Genomic DNA, 23,381 nt, shown 5'->3' with positions numbered 1-23,381 from the left:
TAGTGTTGTTACTAAATCAAGGAGGTTTGAGACACAAAAAAAGCCGCCAACTCTTAGCAGAGTTTACGGCCTGATTTGAGTGACTTAATGCGAGTCAAGCGAGCCGATTCGTTATCCCCCATCATTAATTATCGGAGTTTAGTCAGCAATCAACTGATATTCATTGCGAAGTATATTGATGATCTCTTGCTTAGGGTTCTCGCTGATGTGGAGCTTCTCACCGATGACTTTTTCCGCGATGCCGATGTAGGTATTGGAGATATCCATCATCACTTGGGTCGGTAGCTTGTTAGCTTGTGCCAGTGCGAAACGCTCAGGCATACGCTCCTTGTTGAGCAGTATGTCCGGGTCCGGGAAGTGGTTAAGTAGCCACTGTCTGAAGCCTTGTTTTAATTGCTTCTCGTACAAGTCGATATCCGACTTAACATGGAAGTTAAAGCCCTCTAGATGACGTTCGAGATCGGCCCGTGACACGTTGATATCATCGGCCTCTGGTACGCCTCAAGGCCGGTAAGCACACCCTTGGTAGAAGGCGTGATTAACAGCTCAGGTAGCTTTTGGTCTTTCTTGAGGCCTTCGGTGAATGCTTACGGTGGGCTTGTTGCTTAACTTTCTCACTCGTAAATGCAAACGTTTGCATAGGGCTTCGTTGTATGTTAAATTATTGAAATAAAGTGTGGTTTATATGTATATATTTGTTGTTTTCGTATCCGAATGGTGTCTGCTAGCATTGAGTGTAATTTATCGAGGTTAAAGGAAATGAAAATATTGGTGAATAAGCTTAACCAGATAACAATAATGTATTATCTGTGACACCAGCTCAAAGCGAAGTCGTTCACCTGTCATTCAGGTATTAAACTTTGAAATCACCACGAATGAGTTCATTCAACGACTTTTCGATGCGTTATCGCAATGCCTACTGTCATTGTAGTCAGTTTAAATATTGGGCAAGGCAAGAGCAATAAAGAAATACAGATGTAATGACGGTTACAAAACCTTTGATAACAAGACTAAAACTCTGTTAGCAAGGCGGTATAAATGAGCGTTTTGGCAGACTATGATTACTGTATACGGTATTAATTTTTATGGAGCATAAGTTTACTATCTGTAAAGCGGATAATGTAATTATAGACTGATTCTGTTCATTATAATAAATGTTAAAACAATTATAGCATAAAAGACACAAGTAGATGTGGTGATATTTATAAGTGGACAAAAGAGTGACCGGTTGTAATTATCTTATCCATAGAACGCGTAAGTATATTATTACCCTGTTTTATCTGCCGCTATAATGGATGGAATGTTCATGCGTTTAATTCAGCATTGAATATGATTCAGTACTTTGCCGTGATGGATTTCTGGGATATGTTGCAATAGTTAAACAGAATAACTGTGAGTATAAGTGACTGGTAAATGATGAAGTGAGAGTAATAAAAAATTTATCATATCGAAACTGTCAATGGATAATCACTCACCAGAAAGACTGGGTCAATGACCAAATTAAGTGGGGTAATATTTTTACATTATCTGGCTTGTTTTTATGACAGTTACTAAAAATTAAATAATCTGCATATATTGGAATCCATGCATGGGGACCAAAATATTCTGGTACATAGCCATACATTTTCGTTGGTGTTTGTATTAACGACTGGTTAGTGGAATAGAATCCTAGATAATAACTAATATAAAATGCGAGAAATATAATGAAAAATAATAAACGATATAAAAAATCTTACACTGCATTGGCCGTTGCTTTGGCACTCTCACCTAGCTTAAATGTTCACGCTGAAACTAAACAATCGGATGAAGTAGAATCAGTATTAAAAACAAATAAAAATACTCATTTTGAACAGATCCTCATTACTGGTACTAAGTCTTCAAATATGACCGTGTTTGAATCTGCTGTAGCGGTGACCGTGGTTGATGTAAAGGATATTTTAAGAAAGTCACCAAGAAGCACCGCTGATGCTTTAGAGCTAATTCCAGGTATCACAGTTGAAGCTACAGGTGGTGAAGTTTCAAATAACTATACTGTTCGTGGTTTAGCGGGGGGAGGCCAAGGATTTATTCAGCTTTTGGAAGACGGTTTACCGGTAAAATACAACAATGCACTAGTTGATTCTATGCTTAAGGCTGATTTAGGTGTTCAGCGACTTGAGGCTATTCGTGGTGGAACATCCGGAATATTTACTGTTCAAGGAGCGGGCGCATCAATTAATTTTGTGTCTCGTAAAGCAGGAGAGGAACCTGAGGGAACTATTCGTCTTACTGGGTCATCTTACAATACCCGTAAAGTTGAATTTTTCTATGGGGCCCCTCTAGGTAATAACTGGTATAGTTCCATTGGGGGAACCCATCGTGTATCAGATTCTGTACGTGATACTGGGTTTACCGCAGATAGAGGTGGGCAATTTAAATTTACATTGGAAAATCGCTTCTCCGATGGTCTAATTGGCTTTACCTATAAGTCTGTTGATGAACACAATACCTTCCTGCTTCCCACTCCTTTCCAGAATTTTGATAATCCTGAACCTATTGCAGGTTTTGATGCCAAGAAAGGTACCATGCTTAGTCTCGATAACTCGGTGATGATAGGTCGAAATAGTGAAAATTCAGGTGCTCCATTAATAACTAAAAATGATTTAACCGATGGGTTTGCAGTTAAATCAACAGCAATTGGATTCTACTTTGAAAAAGATCTCACTGATAATGTTTCTGTGAATTTTAAAAGTCGTTACCTCGATTTTGATTTAACTGCTAATGCAGTATTTAACGTTGATAACGATTCTATTGTATCGGCCACTGATCGAATTGATATTAGTAATGATGATATCAATGACTTAATGGAACGGTTCAATCCATTAGGCGCCACTCATGCTGGTATTCAAGTCGTTTCAACTGGTGAAATTTTAACCGCAGACGAGTTGGCGAATCTTAATGGTAATGGTTTTGTTACAAATGGTGTTAGCCGATCTCCTTGGGACGCTACCCAAGAATTTATTATGGACTTAAATGTTAATTGGGAAATTGACAATCATATGTTAACAGCGGGAGTAATGACATTTGATACACGTTTTGAACGTGCTGAATCAGGAATGAATACGTTTTTGTCAGAAGTAACAAATAATCCACGTCGGCTAGATATCGTTGCATTAGATGAAGGCAACGAAGTTATCGGCTATCTAACTGAAAGCGGTGTTTTAAGTTATGGTGCTTGGGGTGAAAGTGCGGCGAGTGAAAGTAGACAATCAACATCTTTCTATGTAAACGATGAGTATCAAGTTAATGATGACTTACGGATTGATATTGGTTTTCGGCACGAGACTCTAAAAGGGCATCAAAAAGAACGCCAAGGTTACTCTCGTGTAGAAGTTGTTGGTGCATTTGATTCAGATGGCAATGATGTCGATAATATTATTGCTAATAATTATATTTTAGGTGGTACCGGTACCGATTATGTACTTAAAGAAGGCACCGTAAGAGATTTAACGTGGACTCTAGGTGGTAACTATACAATTAGCGACAATTTTTCTGTATATGGCCGCTACGTTGACGCGTTTAATATGAATGGCCCTTGGGAAGAAAATACAGCACTGACATTTTTTGAGTTAGGTTTACGTTTTCAATCCGATACTCTATGGTCTTCGTTTACGGTATTTGATACTGAGTTTATTGGTCAGCAGTTTGAGTCGCAATCAACAACATCCGATGAACTTTATCAGTTTGTTGGTGATTACAATATTTTGGGTGTGGAATTTGACTTTACTTGGGCACCAATTGATTCATTTCGTTTAAATATAATAGGAGTATTACAGGACGGAGAGCTATCAGTGGCTTCAACTGAAGGGAATAATAGTGTTTTTGATGGTAATAAACCAGCTCGTTCGCCAAATTATAACTTCACTGTCAGTCCGTCTTACATCTTTAATGATGGTGAAATTTATATGTCGTGGCAACAACTCGGAGAACGCTACGCCGACACAGGCAATTCTATAACTTTACCTTCATATTATACCATCAACGCTGGGGTTATTTGGTACCCTACAGATGAAGTGACCTTATCTCTAAATATACAAAATATTACTGATGAAATAGGTTTGACAGAGGGAAATCCTCGAGGTGGTTTTGTCGAGTTACCTGATGGCTCTGGTAGTGATATATTTTTTGCTCGCTCTATATCTGGTCGCAATATGGTGTTTAGTTTAGCTTACGACTTCTGATGAATTAATATCAATAAAATTTTGGGCTTGGATTTGTCTGAGCCCTAACCATTTTAGTGTAAAGATATAAGGCAAATTTAAGGGGAAAGAGAATGAAAAGAATTGTAGTGGTGGGTGGAGGAACAGCCGGTTGGTTAACGGCTGCATACCTTGCGGCTAAACTTGGAGAAAATTCTGATCAAAAACTCAAAATTACATTAATAGAGTCTAGTGATATTCCCACCATTAGTGTTGGTGAGGCGACAACGCCGTCTCTGCGAGCGACACTTGCAGACATAGGCTTGGATGAAAATGAGTTTATGCGTGCTTGTAATGCAACATTTAAGCATGGGATTTTATTTTCTAACTGGACACATGCGCCTAATGTGGACCCAGATGATGAATATTTTCATCCTTTTGAACGCCCACTCAGAGCTGGCACAGATGGTCTAGAAGGCTATTGGTTACGGGGACTAGATCCTCAAAATAGAAAATTTGAAGATGCTGTTAGTATTCAACATCAATTAGCCAAGTCGAATCTAGCCCCTAAATCAGTGAATGATCGGCCTTACGACAGTCCAATACCTTATGCTTATCATTTAGATGCTGGACTATTGGCCGATGTGCTTAAAAAATCAGGCAAAACACATGGTGTTGAACATGTTGTTGATACTGTTTTATCAGTTGAGTCTGCTAGCAATGGCGATATTAGCGATATTAAGTTAGCGTCAGGCAAGATAATATCAGGTGATTTTTTTATAGATTGCTCTGGTTTTTCTTCCATATTGATTGGCAAACACTATAAACAAACATTCAAAGATTGTTCCAGAGTGTTATTTTGCGATTCAGCAGTGACCATGCAAATACCCAATTCCCCTAATCAAACAATACCACCTTACACTCGCTCTACTGCTTGTGCTAACGGTTGGATTTGGGACATAGGATTGAAAAATAGGCGCGGTGTAGGCTATGTATATTCATCAACATATATCGATAAAAATGAAGCCGAAAAGGAACTCAAGAAGTATTTAGGCGACAATATGTCAGAAATTCCGGTACGACACATTAATTTTAGGGTGGGATATAGAGAAACTCAATGGCACAAAAACTGTGTTGCCGTCGGATTGTCTAGTGGCTTCATCGAACCTCTAGAGTCAACGGGTATTCATTTAGTGGAACAAGCGGTCTGGTCTTTGGTATCGATGTTGCCAAGATATTTCAATGGCATTAATCCTCAGTCTCAATTCAATAAAATAATTGCTAATCATTATGAAATGGCAATTAATTTTGTCAAATATCATTACCTATTAAGTAAGCGAGAAGATTCTCAATTCTGGCTTGATAACGTGGATGAAAAAAGCTGGACTCCGTGGCTGCGAGAGCGTGTCGAAACCTGGCAGGGCAGTTATCCAGATATCTACGACTTAGAGTACCTACATTCAATCTTTGACCATGCTAGTTATCAATTTGTGTATTTTGGTATGGAGGGTAGACCAAAGATCAATAGCCTTGGCGGTCGCAGAGATAAATTTGCTACAAAAATTTTTGATCGTGTGTCCAAAGGGGTTGTAAATGCGAAATCTCGGCTACCAAATCACAATGAATATCTTAATCAGATACACAAGGGTAGCAATGACAGCGTTCGTGTTCGGGATGTGGAAACAATGGCCACAGTGAATGCATCCATTCGAACATTACCGAATAATTATACATAGTTCATTTCAATAGATAGGACTCTTGAACATCAAATTGTAACAATATTATTGGAGTAGAAGTTATTATGAGTAAAAGTCATGTTGTTAATAAAGAGAAAATAAGCGTGATAAAGCCGCTGACATTAGGACTATTTATTTTTGTAGTATCAAGCCTGTCAGCTTGCACAGGGAAAGATAAATCAACAAATAATTCTGTTCAGCAAGAATCAAAAATTAACACCATAAAAACAGAGCTATTTACTAAACCCGAATTGAACTTTTCAATTCTTAATGGGAAAATTTACAATAAATTTTTTCGTCAAGGGAAAGTAGCTGCACATACCCTTTTGACCTCAGGAACATCACCACGTTTGATCGTTGCTTTTCCCGCTGGAAATAGTGGTGTCAGTTTGTGGTTTAAAAGCGTAGATAAGGCCGTGCAATGGCAAGAAATAAATGAAATTGTAGGCATTAGTCAACAGAACGAGCATGGCGACTTACTTTATGGAATTCGAGCTCAGCTCACCACTACCGCTAAGGAGTTAGTGGTTGAGGAAGCGGTGTTAAGTAATGTTAGGGTACTTCGTGATTACATGCATAACCGTACAGTACCCAGCGCAATCCAGAATGAGGTTGTTCTCAAAGATAACAGTATTACTTGGTATCGAGATCGTTTAGATGGAAAAGGCGGCTATAAACTTCAAGTAGATGTTTTACACGGTAGTGTTGCGGGTGGACATGGCAAGCCAGTTGTATTCACAGCTGCAGATAACGAACCTTTAACATTAAGATTGTCGGCTCTATCTGGAGATGAGTCATTGACACCAATTACTAAAAGTGAGTTATTTGTAGAGGGGTATAATGGAAACCCTTTATCGCAAAATATATTGGCTTTTCTGAGTTATAAAGAGAAAATGTTAGCAGGCTCATGGCGATTTTCCACTTATTTTGGTCGCGATACCTTGATGTCGGTGAGATTATTGATGCCGGTATTAAAGTCTGCAGTCATTGAAGCGAGTCTTGGATCGGTTATTGAGCGTCTAGCGGATAATGGTGAAGTAGCGCACGAGGAAGATTTGGCCGAGTTCGCCATCCTACGACACATGTCGGAAGTTGGTAATAAAACAGCGAGCCCGATATTTGATTATAAAATGATCGACGATAATTTCATGCTTGCCCCTATTGTTGCTGAATATTTACTCGAAAATGAGGCAGGAAAAAACAATGCAACAGCGTTTCTACAAAGAAAAACGCTCGATGGCAAACGATATGGTGATAGGTTGATTGAGAATTTTAATTTTGTTATATCGGAAACTACAGAATATGCGGCTAATCCAGAAGTTGGCAACTTAATTAAGTTAAGGGGTGATCTTGATGTTGGCGAATGGCGTGATAGCAACGAAGGTCTTGGCTTCGGAAAAATTCCTTATAATGTTAACTCGATTTTTGTACCGGCATCCTTGTCAGCTATTGCTCGTTTATATAGCAGCGGTTTATTAACAGATTATATTGGTGATGACCAATCTTTGAAACTGGCTAAGAACATTTCAAAGGTTTGGCAAGAAAAAGCATCATCACATTTTAAAGTAACCTTAACCAGTCAGCAAGTCAGGGAATCAGTCACACAATATGCCGACTACATTAGTGTATCTGATGTTGCTTCTTTGGCTGCTATCGAAGAAACACCGTTCAGTTTTTATGCAGTTTCTTTAGATAGCCAGGGTAAACCAATTCCGGTCTTAAATTCTGATTATGGATTTTCGATGCTATTTACTAATCCAAGTTCAAAGGAATTAGAAAGTACGGTAAAAAGTATGCTCCTGCCTTTCCCTTTAGGGCTTTTAACACCTGTGGGTATGGTCGTAGCGAACCCGGTTTATGCCGATAAGGAAACTCAAAAATATTTCACAAATAGTCATTATCATGGCACCGTTATTTGGTCTTGGCAGCAAGCATTGTTCGCCGCAGGACTCGAACGTCAATTACTACGTTCTGACTTAACGGTAAATACCAAAAAAATATTATTAGACGTTCAGATTCAGCTTTGGGATGTTATTAATGCCGTCAAAGAGGTCAGCAATAGTGAATTATGGTCTTGGTCATTTATGGACGGCGAATATACAATGGAACGTTTTGGTCAGCGTAATAATGATTTAAGTGAATCTAATGCGGCGCAGTTGTGGAGTACTGTATATTTGTCAATATCGGATCCTAGTGAACCTTCAGTCACAAAATAATAAGACTGTTAAAGTGTAGCGGTAAGTCATATTTTTCAAAAAATTACTATTATGTATGATGTGATTATTACCGTTAATATCAGCTGGGCCTGAATTGTCAGGTTCAGCTAGCCGCCAATGAAGAGCGTAAATCATGATAACTGGAAGTCGTCTTAATTCAGATAATACAAAATCTGTAAAAATATCAGATGTATCACAAAATTACAATTTTCCTCTAGTAATATTAACCTCGTTGTTTTTTATGTGGGGTTTTGTTGCCTGTTTAAATGATATTTTAATCCCACATTTAAAAAATGTATTTTCATTAAATTATACTCAGGCAATGTTAATCCAGTTTTTCTTTTTCGGGGCCTATTTTGTTATTTCAATGCCAGCAGCCAGTTTGATAAAGAAAATCGGGTATAAGATGACAATAGTTACAGGGTTAACGGTTGCAGGTAGTGGTTGTATATTGTTTTATCCTGCAGCAAGTTATCAGCTTTATCCGTTATTTTTATTTGCACTATTTGTTCTCGCTTCTGGTATCACTTGTTTACAAGTCGCAGCGAATCCTTATGTTGCAAGTCTTGGCGATGTGAATACAGCCTCAAGTCGTTTAAACCTCACACAAGCATTTAACTCTTTAGGAACTACGATAGCCCCTTTTTTTGGCGGCTTGTTTATTCTATCAGCGGTAAGTTTAGGGGTAGAGGAAATGAGCCAATTACCTCTTGCAGAACAAGCAGCGATTAAATTACAAGAAGCGGAAGCTGTACAAATACCTTATTTAGTCTTAGCCGGCATTTTGATTGGTCTTGCCATTGTATTTGTTTTTTTGAAATTGCCAACAATTGGTTCAATCGAGTCTGATGTAAAGTGTGATGACAATAATATTGTCTCGGCATGGAAAACCCCACATCTGATGTTAGGTGCACTTGGTATTTTTGTTTATGTAGGCGCTGAAGTTGCTATTGGTAGTTTTTTGATCTCGTTTCTTGGTGAAGATAATATTCTTGGTTTAGCTGAAGCTGATGCCGCAAATTATATTTCCTATTACTGGGGAGGGGCAATGGTTGGTCGCTTTATTGGTGCCGCAACGATGCGTTATGTAGCAGCAAATAAAATACTAGTATTCAATGCTGTTTCTTCTGTGATACTGATTACTATTGCCATGACGTCTTCTGGTCAAGTCGCAATGTGGGCAATTCTCGCCGTAGGTTTATGTAACTCGATTATGTTTCCAACTATTTTTACGTTAGCAGTGAAAGATCTAGGTAAAGTAACAGGGCAAGGGTCGGGAATATTATGTTTATCTATCGCTGGCGGCGCTATTATTCCATTATTTCAAGGTATGCTTGCAGATTTGATAGGCATACAGCTTGCATTTATTCTTCCTGTTTTTTGTTACTTATACATTATATTTTATGGTGTTAAGGGATCTACTCTTGGCATTAAATAAGCTAGAATTATGAACAGTCCCACAAAAATCCCACAAAATATTATGAATGTAAAATGAGAGAATTAAAAGAAGGGAGCATTCATGCATTTGGTGATCAAATTTAGCGCAAAAAATAACCCCGAATAAATGTCATGAATGCGAAAAACGTATATCAAAATACTTATCGATTGTCTCGACCTCCATGCACAAATTGCTGTGGTTAATCCTCTTTGCAGCAATAGAAAGCTCAATGAACGGTGGCGAGACATTCGACAGGTCTGTAAAGGAATGCATAAGAGCAAGCGTGTCATCGACAGGCATTGTGAAAATCTTAATCTGCAGAAGAAAGTTAATCATATCTATATCTGTGTTGCCTATCTGCTAGTGGGTCAATTGATGCCCGTCAAGCATGTTGATTGGTCAGATAGATGAAAGAAAGAAACATTTTATTATTCGAATAACCTTAGCTGCTCAAGGATGCTCATTGACTCTTTACAAATAACTTCATCCTCTTAACCGTAAATGAAAACCTAAAAACACAGATTATTTATAGAAAAATTGCAGGGGATGTTAGCCGATGACAGCAAGCCTATCATATGAACTTATACAGGATCCCTTGGTTTAAGCTGATAACATCTCTGGATTGGGATTATGTTTGTCGAGTCAGAAGTCACACTCATTGCATAAAAGAGTGTACAAGCAATTGGTATCAAGTAAAGTCGATGGTAAAATAGAGATAGGCCACTGGGCAGGTGATATGGTTTATGGGCCTGTCGGCTACTTGGTGACTTTAGCTGAGCGGGTGTCGTTTATTGTTGAGATCTAGCTCCTACCTATGAGTCGCTAGTTATGTAATAATTATCTGATAGTTTTATCTTTTACTAACTCAGGAAGTGAGTGCATTGGCTAACGAAAATAAATTAAATTTAGCGGGGCTAGCTAAATTAGCAGGAGTTTCTACTTCAACAGTATCTAGGGCGTTAAAAGATAGCTCCTTGATCAAAAAAGAAACTCGTCAAAGATTGCAAGCATTAGCAGCTGAACATAATTTTAGTTTAAATCGAGCTGCAAGTGTGTTACGAACTCAAAAAACAAATGTAGTTGCTGTTATTTTAAATTTAACCGACAGTACTGTTCAAAGCACGAGTGATCCTTTTTTGCTCAAAGTGGTGGGTGATTTAAATCACGCGTTAAATCAAAGAGGTTATGAGTTACTTTTATCAAATTCATTTATGGCAACACAAGATTGGGCTAACTACTTTATCAGTAGTAGTCGAGCTGATGGAATAATTGTCATAGGGCAAGGTAAGAGCACTACAAAAATTGAACAGGTTGCTGACTCTGGTGCCCCGCTTGTTGTCTGGGGTGATCCCACCACAAAAACCAATTATGCTGTGGTAGGTAGTAATAATGAATTAGGTGGTTATTTAGCTACAGAGCATTTAATAAACTCTGGTTACCAACGAATTCTTTTTCTTGGTGATCCTGAACATGCAGAAATGAGAGAACGCTATAAGGGGTATGGCAGGGCATTAAAGCAGTACAAGATTGAAATGAGCAATGAATTAATACTATCTTGTGATATTACCAGTAAGGTGGCTTATGAAAAAATAGGCAGCTTAATCTTCGAGCAAGGACTCATTTTTGATGCTATTGTTGCCGCAAGTGATATGGTTGCTCTTGGTGCGTTAAAAGCGTTAAAAGAGCGTGATGTCAATATCCCCAATGATGTGGGTATTGTTGGTTTTGATGATATTGCTATGGCAGAGTTATTTCATCCGGCACTGACTACCATCAAACAAAATACCGAAGCGGCGGCGAATATCATGGTCGAGCAATTATTGGCTCAGTTTCATGGGGAAAAGGCAAAATCCGTGGTTATAGATATTGAGTTGGTTAAGCGTAATTCGACCAGATCCAGCTAAAATATTTTAGAGGGTGTTCAATATTCTGTGATTACGCTATCTAAGCACCCTACTAAATATATCGCTAGCTGAGAAATGCACAAGCGCTCCACTTGTGGATGGACAGCGTCCATATCTCGATGGCTTTAATATGCCAGCATACCGCAGCTTCAACAAACTATTTTAGTTCTCGAATGCTCCCTTGGTCTTCGTTAGTTTTCTAAATGGGGCATGGACTAGCTAGCTAGCCTTGGTATGTATATGACCTTCCTGATGTGTTCTGGGTTCTTAAAGTGATGCGATAGATGGTGCCATTATCTATGCCAGGAGTTGATTACTAGCGAATATGACTCGCCCCATTTAGCTTCTAGTTGATCAAGTACTAATTCATCGGCTTCCTTTGTCGGCACACGATTCACGAACTTTGCAACTTCCATGAAGTCTTTTTGATCTTATATGCCACAGACCTCATTGAGTTACGAAACTGGTGAATTATACCTCGTTGCAGAACAGATGGCTGAGATCGCCTCTAGAAAGCCGGTTAACCCATCTACACAGGCTTACTGATGTAGCGATCATTTACTTGATTGATAACCAATAGCATCGAGCCATACTACCGGATAATGGCTATCCAGTGGTCTTTGCTGCATGCCTTAAGCTCAGCAATAATCTTGTCAGTCACCGCACTTACCCTTGTGGTGGCAACTTAATGCCGTACATTTCTTCAATATGGGCATTGATGACGTGATAGCTCATGTCTGAAATGAACATCGACAATACTTTGCGATCTATTTCGTCTGATAAGGTAGTGTGGCCTTTCTTGACGAGTTGAGGCTCAAATCTACCATTTCGGTCCTTGGAGTTTAGAGTTCGAAGTTTTTTGATGACTTTTCTTGTTTGGCCACTTTTATAATAGGGTGAGGCTCGTTAGCAAAATGATGCTCTAATTCGGCATTCAAAGCCACCTCTGTGAGTTGTTTAACACGAGCATGAGTATTCGCTTTTTTATATTGGCTTCTGACCGTTACATATTCAATACTATATGCTCCATACAGGCAATTACCTCGGACCATTCTCACGATAGATTTGGCATGCATCTTCATTAAGTGAGACATCTAGAACCCAATGTAGGCTATTTCGATCCCCCAGTGAGCTTGAATCGCCGCGGCAAACTATAATATCGATACTCTGACGGCTCTTCTTTAGCTTCGTAAGTAATATAACTTATCGATATAAAGACGGTTTTAACCTAATTAAGCCCTAGGTTATTGGCTGTGGAAAATGTTCCTACGATATTCTTTATCGTATGATCTTCGTCGCACCTTGCCATTAATGGCGTTCAATTCACCTTAACTAGGCTGATCAACGGACTCCATCCAGTCAATAAAGTAACTTTGGAATCCTTGTGGTTTAAGCCATGAAATCACACGAGCAATGGTGTCATGAACAGGTGAGTGATTTCTTATTAAACATATTTATATGGATCCCGTCAAAGTATTATCCATCTCGTCGACTCTCTGATCCTGCTAACGAGGCACCAACAGTTATAAACAAAATTTCGAATAATGGTAACTTTTTTCGCAGATTGGTGTGGGTCTTTAGAACTGAGATATGTTCATAAAAGTGTCGACATTCATATTTTCCATCGAAAAAAGAGAGGATAAGAAACCTATCATCAATCTAACTATAATCACTCAGATAACGTTCGCGAGCTCACCCTGTCTAGATTGCCGTCTTTGCCAGTAGGCTGATTCCTGTTTGTAAATCCGTTAATGCTTGGTCAAAATAAAATTAGCTTGTCACATGTCATTAATTTTTACATTCTACTGAAATTACACAGAATTATAATAACTTATTTTTTCAACAAGAAAATGCAATCGTTTGCATTTTCTTGTTTTTGGTTGTAAACTGCTTTAACTATTTAAATATGGGTATATTTATGTCACGTTTTGTTACCATTAGTGCTATTGCAGCAAGCTATTTTGTGTTTGCTATTCTTCTCAATAGTGTTGGTACTGTCATTCTGCAATCGATTAATACTTTTGATATCAGTAAGCCACAAGCGAGCTCATTGGAAGGTTTTAAAGACTTATCGATAGCTTTTGTTTCATTTTTTGTGGCCTCAATTATCCCCAGAATTGGTTATAAAGTTGCCTTAATGATAGGTTTGACGCTGGTCACCATAGCTTGTGCTTTCACTTCTTTACTCGGAAGTTTCATAGTAATCAAGCTATTATTTGCTTGTATTGGTGTATCATTTTCCTTTGTTAAAATAGCTGTTTATTCTATTGTTGGTCAGCTATCTGACTCGGTAAAATCTCATTCCTCATTACTTAATACCATTGAAGGAATATTTATGCTGGGTAGTTTGTCTGGTTACTGGATATTTAGTTTTTATATTGACGCTGGAACGGGAAAATCTACAGATTGGTTAGATGTTTATTATCTGCTAGCAATCCTATCCTCAGTAACATTATTACTAGTTTACTTTTCTTCGATTAAAAAAGCTGATCAAGCCTCATCCCCCAACAGTATATTTGCCGATTTTATTGAGATGATAAAAATGAGTTATCAATCTCTGGTGCTTATCTTTGTTATTTCTATCTTTCTATATGTTTTGATAGAGCAAGGAATAAGTACATGGTTACCGACATTTAACAGTGAAGTATTAGGTTTACCAACCAATGTTAGTGTGCAAATGACAAGTATTTTTGCCGCGTCCTTGGCCGTTGGTCGACTATTGGCTGGGCAAATTCTCCGTTACATAAATTGGTATGTTTTCTTAAATATTTGTCTCGTAGGCATGGCGTTAATTATTATAATGTTATTACCATTAACACAGGAGCCAGCAACGGTTGTAGTGACTAGTATACTTAATGCCCCCGCGGTAGCATATTTATTTCCGCTCATTGGTTTAATGATGGCACCCATATATCCAGTGCTCAACTCAGTAATGTTAACCAGTTTAGCTCGTTCAAAACATGCTGCTATGACGGGGTTGATTGTCGTTTTCTCTGCACTGGGCGGTACCACAGGTTCAATGATAACCGGTTTTTCCTTTCAAGCCCTTGGTGGTCAAAATGCCTTTTACCTGTCGTTAATACCTATGGGATGTCTCGTGGTTAGTTTGTACTTTTTCAAAGTGACAACAGCCAAGCATTCTGTTTAAAACATAATTACGAGGGGAAGGTATGACCAACAATGATTTATTTGATAAACAAGCTCAAGAAAGTTTACATTTTTTTGACTCAGATTTGTTTAAAACGGTACAAATGAGTGGTTTGTTTGATGACAGTAAGGATTTTGCTGATGCCATTCCACTCATAGCTTATAGTGATATTTTGCAACAATACCAGATAGAAAAACAAAACAATTCAGCCTTTGATGTTAATAATTTTGTCGAACAATACTTTGATATTGTTGCACATCAAGAAATACGGGCAGTCAGTAGAAAAGTTTGTATTAATGATCACATTGAATCTTTGTGGGAATTGCTAAAGAAACCTGCTGATGTAGATATTTCCGGTTCTTTGTTAGCGTTAAAAAATCCTTATATTGTCCCAGGAGGACGATTTAGAGAAGTTTATTATTGGGATAGTTTTTTCACTGCCTTAGGTTTAGTCGAATCTGGTCATCTAGATTTGGCAGAGTCAATGCTGAATAACTTTTTAGATCTACAGTCACGTTATGGCTGTATTCCTAATGGAAATAGAACTTATTACCTGTCAAGATCGCAACCCCCTATTTTATGTTTGCTTGTTGAATTGTTGTTGCCTTTTCAAAAGGATGAGAAAGAATTTATAAAAAATAATATGGCCGGCATAGAAGCTGAATATAATTTTTGGATGAAGGGCAAAGAACTTTTATTTGAAGATAAAACTGAACATAGTCGTGTGGTTAAAATGCCAGACGGTAACTTTCTAAATCGGTACTGGGATGATAATGCTGTTCCTAGGCCTGAGTCCTATCGAGAAGATATTCTATTATATCAAGAGTCGAAACCTGAAGATTCAACTTTATTTTATCTGAATATTCGTGCTGCATGTGAATCTGGCTGGGATTTTAGTTCACGCTGGTTGGGTGACGATCATTCATTGGCGTCTATTCGTACTACCCGCATATTACCTATTGATTTAAACTGTTTGTTGTATAAACAAGAAAAAATACTCGCACAATATCATGACATTCTTGGCGATAAGGAAACGAGTCTTGTTTATGAAAGATACGCGGCGATGAGAAAATCAGCGATTCAAGGCTATATGTGGTCAGAGGGTAATGGATTCTACATGGACTATGACGTAGATACAAAATCAAACAGTTCGGTAAAATCACTCGCGGGAATATTTCCTTTGTTTGTTGAACTGGCCGATGTAAAACAAGCTGAACAGGTCAGTCAGGTTATTAACAAAGAGTTTCTTAAGCCGGGAGGTTTAATCACTACTTTGATTGATACTAGTCAACAGTGGGATTCTCCCAATGGTTGGGCTCCATTGCATTGGTTTGTTGTACAAGGATTATTAAATTACCAACAAAACACTTTAGCTACTACTGTGCAGCAACGTTGGGTCGATACAGTAACAGAACACTTTCAACAAACAGGTAAAATTATGGAAAAGTATAATGTTTGTCAGCAAAGGAAGGAAGCCAAAGGAGGAGAATATGATGTACAAGACGGTTTTGGCTGGACTAATGGTGTTTATTTAGCCTTGAGATCACAATTTAAAAATAGTAATTATTCACCATTTCCGAGGGTATAAAGAGGTATCAATTCAACTGTGTAACGGCCCGTTTTAAATATAAGGAGCCAGCTACTCCTCAAACTAAATAATAAAACGATTTAACGCAGACTTCAAATCCCTTATCGCCATGGTACATTTTTTAGATGCGTTGTTTGTGTGGCAGCAGTTCAGATCGTGGTGACAAATTTTGCTCTCTTATCCCTTCAGTCGTTAAAACGTGCAAGAAGCGCAAGTTATCCCCGATAACAGTGATCAGCACTATCATTGCTGGCGTGGTTGCTAAGTGCGACTACCCAGACGTATTTGGGCTAACCTCAGCTTAGTCAAATCCCCTCAGAGGATGAGATAAAGGCGGTGACTATTTACTTGCAGTGAAAAGTAATCAAGGAATGCTTTCCAAAGCAACGACAGAAGCTTTTTCCGGCCGCTGTAATGTCGACAACATCCATTTTTAAAGGGCACAAGCTCACATCGAAGCTCGAAATATCCTGTACTTGCAGCCGACGAGTTAGCTGGAGAGTTTCCAGTGTGGGCTGGGCTTAAAACTACCAGACTAGTAATAAATTATCCTATTAAGTAAGCAAAAAGTCGTTATATTACCGGGTGTTTTCATGGATTAATCAATAATATTAATCACTTGTGTGGTCACTGATCCGGGTAGTTTGAGACACAAAAAAGCCGCCAACTCTTAGCAGAGTTTACGGCTTGATTTGAGTGTCATCATGCCAGCCAAGCGACTCGCTCTCAGCCGTTATCCCCCATCATTAATTACCGGAGTTTAGTCTGCAATTAACTGATATTCATTGCGAAGAATATTGATGATCTCTTGCTTAGGGTTCTCGCTGATGTGGAGCTTCTCACCGATGACTTTTTCCGCGATGCCGATGTAGGTATTGGAGATATCCATCATCACTTGGGTCGGTAGCTTGTTAGCTTGTGCCAGTGCGAAACGCTCAGGCATACGCTCCTTGTTGAGCAGTATGTCCGGGTCCGGGAAGTGGTTAAGTAGCCACTGTCTGAAGCCTTCTTTCGACTTTTCTACGATATTACCTTCACGGTGCGCAGGACCATCCCAGATGCGTGAGCTGTCAGGTGTGCCCACTTCATCCATATAGATGAGTTTCTCTTTACCATCGGCGCCTTTGACATAGCCAAACTCGAACTTGGTATCGATGAAGATTTGATCTTGCTCGGCAAGGGCTGCACTGATCACGGCAAAGCCTTCTTTCAATAGCTTCTCGTACAAGTCGATATCCGACTTAACATGGAAGTTAAAGCCCTCTAGATGACGTTCGAGATCGGCACGTGACACGTTGACATCATCGGCCTCTGGTACGCCTTCAAGGCCGGTAAGCACACCCTTGGTAGAAGGCGTGATTAACAGCTCAGGTAGCTTTTGGTCTTTCTTGAGGCCTTCTGGCAATGTGATGCCACAGAACTCACGCTCACCTTTGGTGTAGGCGCGCCACATAGAGCCAGTAATAAACTGTCTTGCGATAGCTTCAACCATCACGGGCTGAGCTTTTTGTACAATCCAAACAAATGGGTGCGGGACGTCCAGAATATGGCTATCGGCTAAACCTTTCTCCTTGAAAAGCTTGAACCAATGGCTAGAGATGGCATTGAGCGCAGCGCCTTTACCGGGTACGCCGTTGAGGCCATTTTCCGCTTGCCAGATACAATCGAATGCCGAGATCCGATCGCTGATCACCATGATGGCCAGCGGCGTATCTTTTGGTACGTCGTAACCTTTCTGTTCGATTAGGCGGGCACTATCCTCAGCCGTAAGCCAATAGACACTGCGAACCTTGCCTGAATGAACTGGCTTATCTGTGCGGATAGGCAGATCATCATTTACTGCTAAAACTTTGTTTGAATGATTCATAGGATTTTTATATTGGGGTCTATGTTATTGGTTGTAGTAGGTGTACATGATCGGGTCGATTGTAACAGAACTTACATTTCCCAACACTATGTTAAAAAGAGAACAGACTGTTCTTGGGTGACTTTTTCTGAATACTTGGCTGATCTGATTGTCTCATTTCCAGTTCGAAGTGACTAAAAAATCCGCAGCGCCTCGAGTATGTCGGGCTGCACTTCCCATTGAGCTGTCGAGCCGTGGTTTATATTCCTTGATAGAATTTGATTATTTGATTGATTTTTCCTGATTTTTTTAATTCGGCAATCGCTTCATCTATACTCAGTTTGGTCTTCTCATCGACCGTAGGGCTATAGGATAGATGAATTGGATAGGGAGGGACTATGCTAGAAAAGTCGATGATTTTAAATTTGTTGCGGTCTAAACCTGCTTTATTGATCGAATATAACACCCTGATTTTCATCGAAACAAAAGCTATTCCTCGATTGTTTTCGATCGCTGTTAAGGCGTTTTCATGACTCCTCACCGCTAGCTTATTTATTTCACCGCTAGCAAAATACTCATCAAGGCCTGGGTAGTGAAAACCATCTAGGGTTATCACATTTTCACCAAAAAGTGCTTCGATAGAATCAAAGTTAAAATTTCTGTCGGCTTTCACCACTAAGACATGGGTGACATCAAATAACGTCTCCTTGGACAGGTGCCGGCTTTGAAGATTTAGCTCTGAGGCACCTTGCCAGGCTGGAGAGCCATAACTTATCCATAAGGGATATTGATCTGAATGCATCATTCGCAGGTAACGCTTAAAAGGGTAAGCGCGTTGGGTGAAGGTGATATCTAAGTTTTGTACTGCCTCAGCCAGAATATCCGTCACTATTCCTGCGTTAGGCTGAGCTATGATTTGAAAAGGTTCGGCCTGGGAAGAGATGGCAAGGTACGTGAGTCTTTGTGCTTGGACACAAAAAGAGGATAAAAAAACACATAAAATGATACATAAGCGAATCATCACGAATCCAGTTAATCCATTACCTGTGTTGTTAGTCTATTCCCCTAAACGGAAAATAGACAGTATAATGATGGAAATGACAATTGTGTAAATGACACTTTTTACTGCTAATGTGTCATTTCAGCGGGTAGAAGAGCGCCAATGCGCTCTTCTATGACTTATTTAAGATTTTGTCGCGCTTGTGTGTCGCTGCATCAAGTTGTGGGTGATGTCATTCATGCTCAAGTCTTGATCTTCGAGCAAGACCAGCAGGTGATAGATGAGATCTGACGCCTCGTCGATCAATTCTGGCTTGTCGTTCGTGGCCGCGGCAAGGGCGGTTTCTAGACCCTCCTCGCCGACCTTCTGGGCGATACGCTTGGTGCCACGTTCGAACAGGTACGCGGTGTAACTGGACTTGGGATCGTCCCCCTTACGTGAGGCGATAAGCTGGGTCAGATTATCGATAAAAGGGTGGGCATTGCCATCGGGCCAGCAGCTCTCGCGCGCCAGATGACAGGTGGGTCCGTTAGGAATGACCTGTACCAGCAAGCTGTCGTTATCGCAATCTTTGTCGATGGCGACTAATTCTAGGGTGTTGCCGGACTCTTCTCCTTTAGTCCAGAGACGTTGCTTGGAGCGACTATAAAATGTCACTCGTTTGCTGGCCAGGGTCTTCTCCAGTGCTGCTCGATCCATATACCCTAACATCAAGACCTTGCCAGAGAGGTGGTTCTGCACGATTGCCGGGATCAAGCCCGCTTGTTTGTCCCAATCCAGTTGATTTACCAATGCTTCATTCGTATTTATTTGTGTCATATTTTTCCTACTCGCGACTATTCTATGGCTAACCCTGTCCTATGATGACAATCATAAGCTAAGACAGGATGAGTGAGCCGATTTAAAACCAGTTAACATCTGATGGCTATGTGTTGGGCGCTTAGATAGTGCTTGAGTGCTTGAATATCTATGATACCTTTATGAAATACGCTGGCTGCCAGCGCCGCGTCGACCTTAGCTATCTCAAATACATCCTTAAAATGTGCCATGGTACCGGCGCCGCCTGAAGCGATAAGCGGTACGTCACAGAGCGCTCGTACCATAGATAGCTGCTTTAGATCATACCCTTGGCGTACGCCATCTTGGTTCATCACATTGAGGACTATCTCGCCACAGCCTCGCTTTTGTACTTCTTGTACCCAATCTTGGGTCAACCACTGGGTGTCTCTGGTGGCGGCTGCATCTCCGGTAAACTGTTTCACTTTATAGCTGTTGCTAGCGGCATCATAATAAGAATCTATGCCGATGACGATACATTGCCTGCCAAACTCATCTTGCAAACGTTCAATCAGGCTGGGATCGGTCAAGGCGGGAGAGTTGATTGAGATCTTATCGGCGCCAAAGGCCAGTTTCTCCCGAGCCTGTTCTATGCTCTTTATTCCGCCTGCGACGCAGAAGGGGATATCTATCTGCTCGGCGACGCGGCTGATCCAAGACTTGTCGATAACCCTGTCGTGGGCACTGGCAGTGATATCATAAAAGACCAGTTCATCGGCGCCTTCCTTGGCATATCGCGCGGCCAATGGCACGATATCACCGACAATCTCATGATTCCTAAATTGAACGCCCTTGACGACCTTGCCATCTTTTACATCCAGGCAGGGGACGATTCGTTTAGCTAGCATCTTGCTCTCCTGGCGTGTTAGCTCCTGAGCTGTTTGTTTGCAAACTGCGACTTCCTAAGGTATTAGGCCAACATCCAATGGCTTGCTCAACGCTAAAGTTCTCGATCAAGAGGGCCTTGCCTATGATGATGCCATCGGCGCCGCTATCTCGCACGGCTGCTACATCATCTAGGGTGGCGATACCGCCTGAAGCTTGCCAGTTGATGTCTGGATAACGCGCCGTAATCTCTTTATATAACGCGTTATTGGCGCCTTTCAAGGTACCGTCGCGGCTAATATCTGTCACTAGGGCATGCTTGAGCCCGTAGGGCATAAATGCGTCGACTAACGACTCCAGTGATTTGCCACCACCGCTCTGCCAGCCGGATACTGCGACAATTTTCTCGCCGCTGGCATTGATGTTGACGTCCAATGCTAGGCAGATGGCGTCAGGGCCGTATTTCTTAAACCAGCTCTGAACCCGTTCGGTGTCTTTGACGGCGAGAGAGCCGATAACCACACGCTTCACGCCTATTGCTAACAGCTCCGCCACTTGCGCCTCGGAGCGAATGCCGCCGCCCACTTGAATGTTGGCATCGAGCGCTGCGACCAGTTCAGAGATGAGTCGAGTCTGACGTGCATCTGGATCTTTCGCGCCGGTGAGATCGACGATGTGCAACCATTTTGCCCCTTGCTCTTGATAAGACTTGAGCTGAGAAAGCGGCGACAGGTCGAAGGTGGTCTTCTGGTTATAATCGCCCTGATAGAGGCGCACCACGTCACCATCGATAAGATCGATTGCCGGAATGATCATGTTCTGCTCTCCCTATTGAGTTGCAGACTTGTTGGCTTAAGTGTCTGCATAAGTGATTGGTTAAGTGATTGGGTCGTCATGGCTAAAAAATTACTCAAGATCCGCGCGCCCACTTCGCCGCTCTTCTCTGGGTGGAACTGCACCCCCATAAGGTTATCTTTGGCGATGGCGGCGCTGAAGCGCTCGCCATATTCACAGGTCGCGATAGTAAATTCGCTCAGTGGCGCCTTATAGCTATGAACGAAATAGAGGTAACTTGCCTCGGGTATATCCTTAAATAAAGGATGCGATGAAGGACTTATCTGGTTCCAGCCCATATGGGGCAGGGGTAAGCCCTGGCTATTTAGATCTGTGATGGCAGTCGGGATCAGCCCTAAACACTCACAAGCTGACTTTTCAGCAACTGTCTTGTTACCAGAGTCGCGCCCGCCTTGCTCTTTGGATGTATCAGTCATTATCTGCATGCCTAAGCAGATCCCGAGCACAGGTTGATCTAGGCTCTGGATTAGCGCGACCAGTTGCTTATTGTTCAAGGATGCCATGGCGGCCCCCGCGGTGCCAACACCGGGGAGTACCACGCGGGTTGCAGCCTTGATGACTCGATGATCATCACTCACCACCACATCCTTGCTGAGGCGCTCGAAGGCATAGCGAACCGAGCTTAAGTTCGCGCAGCCCGTGTCGATGATAACGGTCGAATGCGTCTGTTGGCTCATAGCACACCTTTACTGGAGGGCAAGAGATCGCCCTCGACTTTAACGGCTTGGCGAAGGGTGCGGCCCAGGACCTTAAACAGGCTTTCTACCTTGTGGTGATCGTTATTACCCTGAGTCTTGAGGTGCAAGGTGCAACGTAATCCGTCTGCAAATGAACGGAAGAAGTGTGGCACCATTTCGGTGGCCATCGCGCCAACCATCTCGCGCTCAAATTCACCGCTGAATTTAATGAAGGGGCGTCCGGACAGATCCAGCAGGCATTCGGCGCTGGCTTCGTCCATGGGGATACTGAAGCCGAAACGGGCGATGCCACGCTTATCCCCCAGGGCTTGCCTCAAGGCATCGCCGATTGCCAGCGCCGTGTCTTCGACGCTGTGGTGATCGTCAATCTCGAGATCGCCATCGACCTTGACGTCCATCTTGAAGTTACCGTGGGTGGAGATCTGCTCCAGCATGTGATCGAGAAAGCCTATGCCTGTGTCTATCTTGCCTTTAGTCTGTGAGTCGAGGTCGATAGTCACGTGAATATCGGTCTCCTTGGTGGTGCGCACCACAGTCGCGATTCGCTCACGGTTTAAGAGTTGCGCTGCGATATCATCCCAGTTGAGGTTTTCACGGTCGTACAAGACGCCCTTAATCCCCATGGCCTCGGCCAGACCCATATCTGTGTGCCGATCGCCGATGACCGCAGATTGGGTGAAGTCGACCTTACCTAAGGTGAGATAGTCTTTGACTAGGCCAAGCTTAGGCTTACGGCAGCTGCAGTTATCATCATCAAAATGTGGGCAGATAAGCACTTCATCGAACTTGACGCCCTGACTCTGTAAAATCTGCATCATCATATCTTGGGGAGCATCGAAGTCATCTTGAGGAAAAGAGGCAGTGCCCAGGCCATCTTGATTACTCACCATGACTAAACGGTAACCCGCACCTTGGAGTTTAAGAAGAGCAGGGATGACCTTGGGTTCAAATACCAGCTTAGCCAGGCTATCGACCTGCTTGTCTGTCACTGGCTCTTCGATGATGGTGCCGTCACGGTCGATAAATAATATTTTCTGTTGCATGCTCTTTCCACCTTAAATTAACATCTGGTCTATCTAATGTTTTAATCGTTATTTTTATTGAGCTTATCA

At 41.3% G+C, this 23,381-nt stretch carries 15 protein-coding genes and 4 pseudogenes; 9 read left to right on the top strand and 10 right to left on the bottom strand.

What is annotated here, in order from left to right; genetic code table 11:
- Positions 1–138: 138 nt before the first annotated feature.
- Positions 139–578 (bottom strand): annotated as a pseudogene (locus HRU42_RS06690) (phosphoribosylaminoimidazolesuccinocarboxamide synthase); the annotation flags it as partial.
- Between the two features lie 1,125 nt (positions 579–1,703).
- On the opposite strand from HRU42_RS06690, the gene HRU42_RS06685 reads away from it, so the two are divergent.
- The 6 genes from HRU42_RS06685 to HRU42_RS06660 all read left to right on the top strand — a co-directional run bounded on the left by HRU42_RS06685 (position 1,704) and on the right by HRU42_RS06660 (position 11,472).
- Positions 1,704–4,220 (top strand): TonB-dependent receptor, encoded by a 2,517-nt coding sequence (locus HRU42_RS06685; RefSeq protein ID WP_295029700.1) that lies wholly within the window; start codon positions 1,704–1,706, stop codon positions 4,218–4,220.
- Between the two features lie 92 nt (positions 4,221–4,312).
- Entirely contained in the window at positions 4,313–5,914 is a 1,602-nt protein-coding gene (locus HRU42_RS06680) for a tryptophan halogenase family protein (protein WP_295029699.1), read from the top strand.
- 65 nt (positions 5,915–5,979) lie between these two features.
- Positions 5,980–8,130 carry a hypothetical protein gene (locus tag HRU42_RS06675; RefSeq protein WP_295029697.1) on the top strand — a complete coding sequence of 717 codons (2,151 nt, stop codon included), beginning with the start codon at positions 5,980–5,982 and terminating at the stop codon, positions 8,128–8,130.
- Between the two features lie 133 nt (positions 8,131–8,263).
- Entirely contained in the window at positions 8,264–9,568 is a 1,305-nt protein-coding gene (fucP, locus tag HRU42_RS06670) for an L-fucose:H+ symporter permease (RefSeq protein ID WP_295029695.1), read from the top strand.
- 135 nt (positions 9,569–9,703) lie between these two features.
- On the top strand, positions 9,704–9,979 hold the full coding sequence (locus tag HRU42_RS06665; RefSeq protein WP_295029693.1) for a hypothetical protein: 276 nt from the start codon (positions 9,704–9,706) through the stop codon (positions 9,977–9,979).
- A gap of 470 nt (positions 9,980–10,449) precedes the next feature.
- Positions 10,450–11,472, top strand: coding sequence for a LacI family DNA-binding transcriptional regulator (locus HRU42_RS06660; protein ID WP_295029692.1), 1,023 nt, complete (start codon positions 10,450–10,452; stop codon positions 11,470–11,472).
- Positions 11,473–11,489: 17 nt separating this feature from the next.
- Here HRU42_RS06660 and HRU42_RS06655 read toward each other — a convergent pair.
- Together HRU42_RS06655 and HRU42_RS06650 are read right to left on the bottom strand one after the other, a co-directional pair.
- Positions 11,490–12,434 (bottom strand): annotated as a pseudogene (locus HRU42_RS06655) (transposase); the annotation flags it as partial.
- A 44-nt stretch (positions 12,435–12,478) separates the two neighbouring features.
- Positions 12,479–12,620, bottom strand: a pseudogene (locus HRU42_RS06650) (ISAs1 family transposase); the annotation flags it as partial.
- 770 nt (positions 12,621–13,390) lie between these two features.
- Here HRU42_RS06650 and HRU42_RS06645 point away from each other — a divergent pair.
- The 3 genes and pseudogenes from HRU42_RS06645 to HRU42_RS06635 all read left to right on the top strand — a co-directional run.
- Positions 13,391–14,620, top strand: coding sequence for a sugar MFS transporter (locus HRU42_RS06645; protein WP_295029691.1), 1,230 nt, complete (start codon positions 13,391–13,393; stop codon positions 14,618–14,620).
- Positions 14,621–14,642: 22 nt separating this feature from the next.
- On the top strand, positions 14,643–16,208 hold the full coding sequence (treF, locus tag HRU42_RS06640; protein ID WP_295029690.1) for an alpha,alpha-trehalase TreF: 1,566 nt from the start codon (positions 14,643–14,645) through the stop codon (positions 16,206–16,208).
- 125 nt (positions 16,209–16,333) lie between these two features.
- Positions 16,334–16,513, top strand: a pseudogene (locus tag HRU42_RS06635) (IS66 family transposase); the annotation flags it as partial.
- Positions 16,514–16,968: 455 nt separating this feature from the next.
- Here the strand turns inward: HRU42_RS06635 and HRU42_RS06630 are convergent.
- From HRU42_RS06630 to hisB, 7 genes are all read right to left on the bottom strand, one after another.
- Positions 16,969–18,075 (bottom strand): phosphoribosylaminoimidazolesuccinocarboxamide synthase, encoded by a 1,107-nt coding sequence (locus tag HRU42_RS06630; protein WP_295029688.1) that lies wholly within the window; start codon positions 18,073–18,075, stop codon positions 16,969–16,971.
- 238 nt (positions 18,076–18,313) lie between these two features.
- On the bottom strand, positions 18,314–19,075 hold the full coding sequence (locus HRU42_RS06625) for a substrate-binding periplasmic protein (protein ID WP_367227145.1): 762 nt from the start codon (positions 19,073–19,075) through the stop codon (positions 18,314–18,316).
- 162 nt (positions 19,076–19,237) lie between these two features.
- Positions 19,238–19,873 (bottom strand): bifunctional phosphoribosyl-AMP cyclohydrolase/phosphoribosyl-ATP diphosphatase HisIE, encoded by a 636-nt coding sequence (hisIE, locus tag HRU42_RS06620; RefSeq protein WP_295029686.1) that lies wholly within the window; start codon positions 19,871–19,873, stop codon positions 19,238–19,240.
- A 92-nt stretch (positions 19,874–19,965) separates the two neighbouring features.
- Positions 19,966–20,739: an imidazole glycerol phosphate synthase subunit HisF gene (gene hisF, locus HRU42_RS06615; protein WP_295029685.1), complete on the bottom strand. Its 774-nt coding sequence runs from the start codon at positions 20,737–20,739 to the stop codon at positions 19,966–19,968.
- A complete protein-coding gene (gene hisA, locus HRU42_RS06610) occupies positions 20,729–21,532 on the bottom strand; it encodes a 1-(5-phosphoribosyl)-5-[(5-phosphoribosylamino)methylideneamino]imidazole-4-carboxamide isomerase (RefSeq protein WP_295029683.1) in 804 nt (267 codons plus the stop codon). The genes hisF and hisA overlap by 11 nt, the downstream gene beginning before the upstream one ends.
- Positions 21,529–22,248, bottom strand: a complete 720-nt coding sequence (gene hisH, locus HRU42_RS06605; protein ID WP_295029681.1) for an imidazole glycerol phosphate synthase subunit HisH — start codon at positions 22,246–22,248, stop codon at positions 21,529–21,531. The genes hisA and hisH overlap by 4 nt, the downstream gene beginning before the upstream one ends.
- Entirely contained in the window at positions 22,245–23,312 is a 1,068-nt protein-coding gene (hisB, locus tag HRU42_RS06600; protein WP_295029680.1) for a bifunctional histidinol-phosphatase/imidazoleglycerol-phosphate dehydratase HisB, read from the bottom strand. The genes hisH and hisB overlap by 4 nt, the downstream gene beginning before the upstream one ends.
- Positions 23,313–23,381: the final 69 nt, after the last annotated feature.

Origin of the sequence: Shewanella sp. (genome assembly GCF_013214165.1) — a bacterium.
Lineage (GTDB): Bacteria > Pseudomonadota > Gammaproteobacteria > Enterobacterales > Shewanellaceae > Shewanella.
Note: the sequence above shows the minus strand (reverse complement) of the source record. Positions and strands in the feature narration are given on the sequence as shown.

Excerpts from the sequence above, each read along its gene's own strand:
- HRU42_RS06685 (WP_295029700.1), top strand. The coding sequence starts at position 1,704 with ATGAAAAATAATAAACGATATAAAAAATCTTACACTGCATTGGCCGTT.
- HRU42_RS06680 (WP_295029699.1), top strand. The coding sequence starts at position 4,313 with ATGAAAAGAATTGTAGTGGTGGGTGGAGGAACAGCCGGTTGGTTAACG.
- HRU42_RS06675 (WP_295029697.1), top strand. The coding sequence starts at position 5,980 with ATGAGTAAAAGTCATGTTGTTAATAAAGAGAAAATAAGCGTGATAAAG.
- fucP (WP_295029695.1), top strand. The coding sequence starts at position 8,264 with ATGATAACTGGAAGTCGTCTTAATTCAGATAATACAAAATCTGTAAAA.
- HRU42_RS06665 (WP_295029693.1), top strand. The coding sequence starts at position 9,704 with ATGCGAAAAACGTATATCAAAATACTTATCGATTGTCTCGACCTCCAT.
- HRU42_RS06645 (WP_295029691.1), top strand. The coding sequence starts at position 13,391 with ATGTCACGTTTTGTTACCATTAGTGCTATTGCAGCAAGCTATTTTGTG.
- treF (WP_295029690.1), top strand. The coding sequence starts at position 14,643 with ATGACCAACAATGATTTATTTGATAAACAAGCTCAAGAAAGTTTACAT.
- HRU42_RS06630 (WP_295029688.1), bottom strand. The coding sequence starts at position 18,075 with ATGAATCATTCAAACAAAGTTTTAGCAGTAAATGATGATCTGCCTATC.
- HRU42_RS06625 (WP_367227145.1), bottom strand. The coding sequence starts at position 19,075 with ATGATTCGCTTATGTATCATTTTATGTGTTTTTTTATCCTCTTTTTGT.
- hisIE (WP_295029686.1), bottom strand. The coding sequence starts at position 19,873 with ATGACACAAATAAATACGAATGAAGCATTGGTAAATCAACTGGATTGG.
- hisF (WP_295029685.1), bottom strand. The coding sequence starts at position 20,739 with ATGCTAGCTAAACGAATCGTCCCCTGCCTGGATGTAAAAGATGGCAAG.
- hisA (WP_295029683.1), bottom strand. The coding sequence starts at position 21,532 with ATGATCATTCCGGCAATCGATCTTATCGATGGTGACGTGGTGCGCCTC.
- hisH (WP_295029681.1), bottom strand. The coding sequence starts at position 22,248 with ATGAGCCAACAGACGCATTCGACCGTTATCATCGACACGGGCTGCGCG.
- hisB (WP_295029680.1), bottom strand. The coding sequence starts at position 23,312 with ATGCAACAGAAAATATTATTTATCGACCGTGACGGCACCATCATCGAA.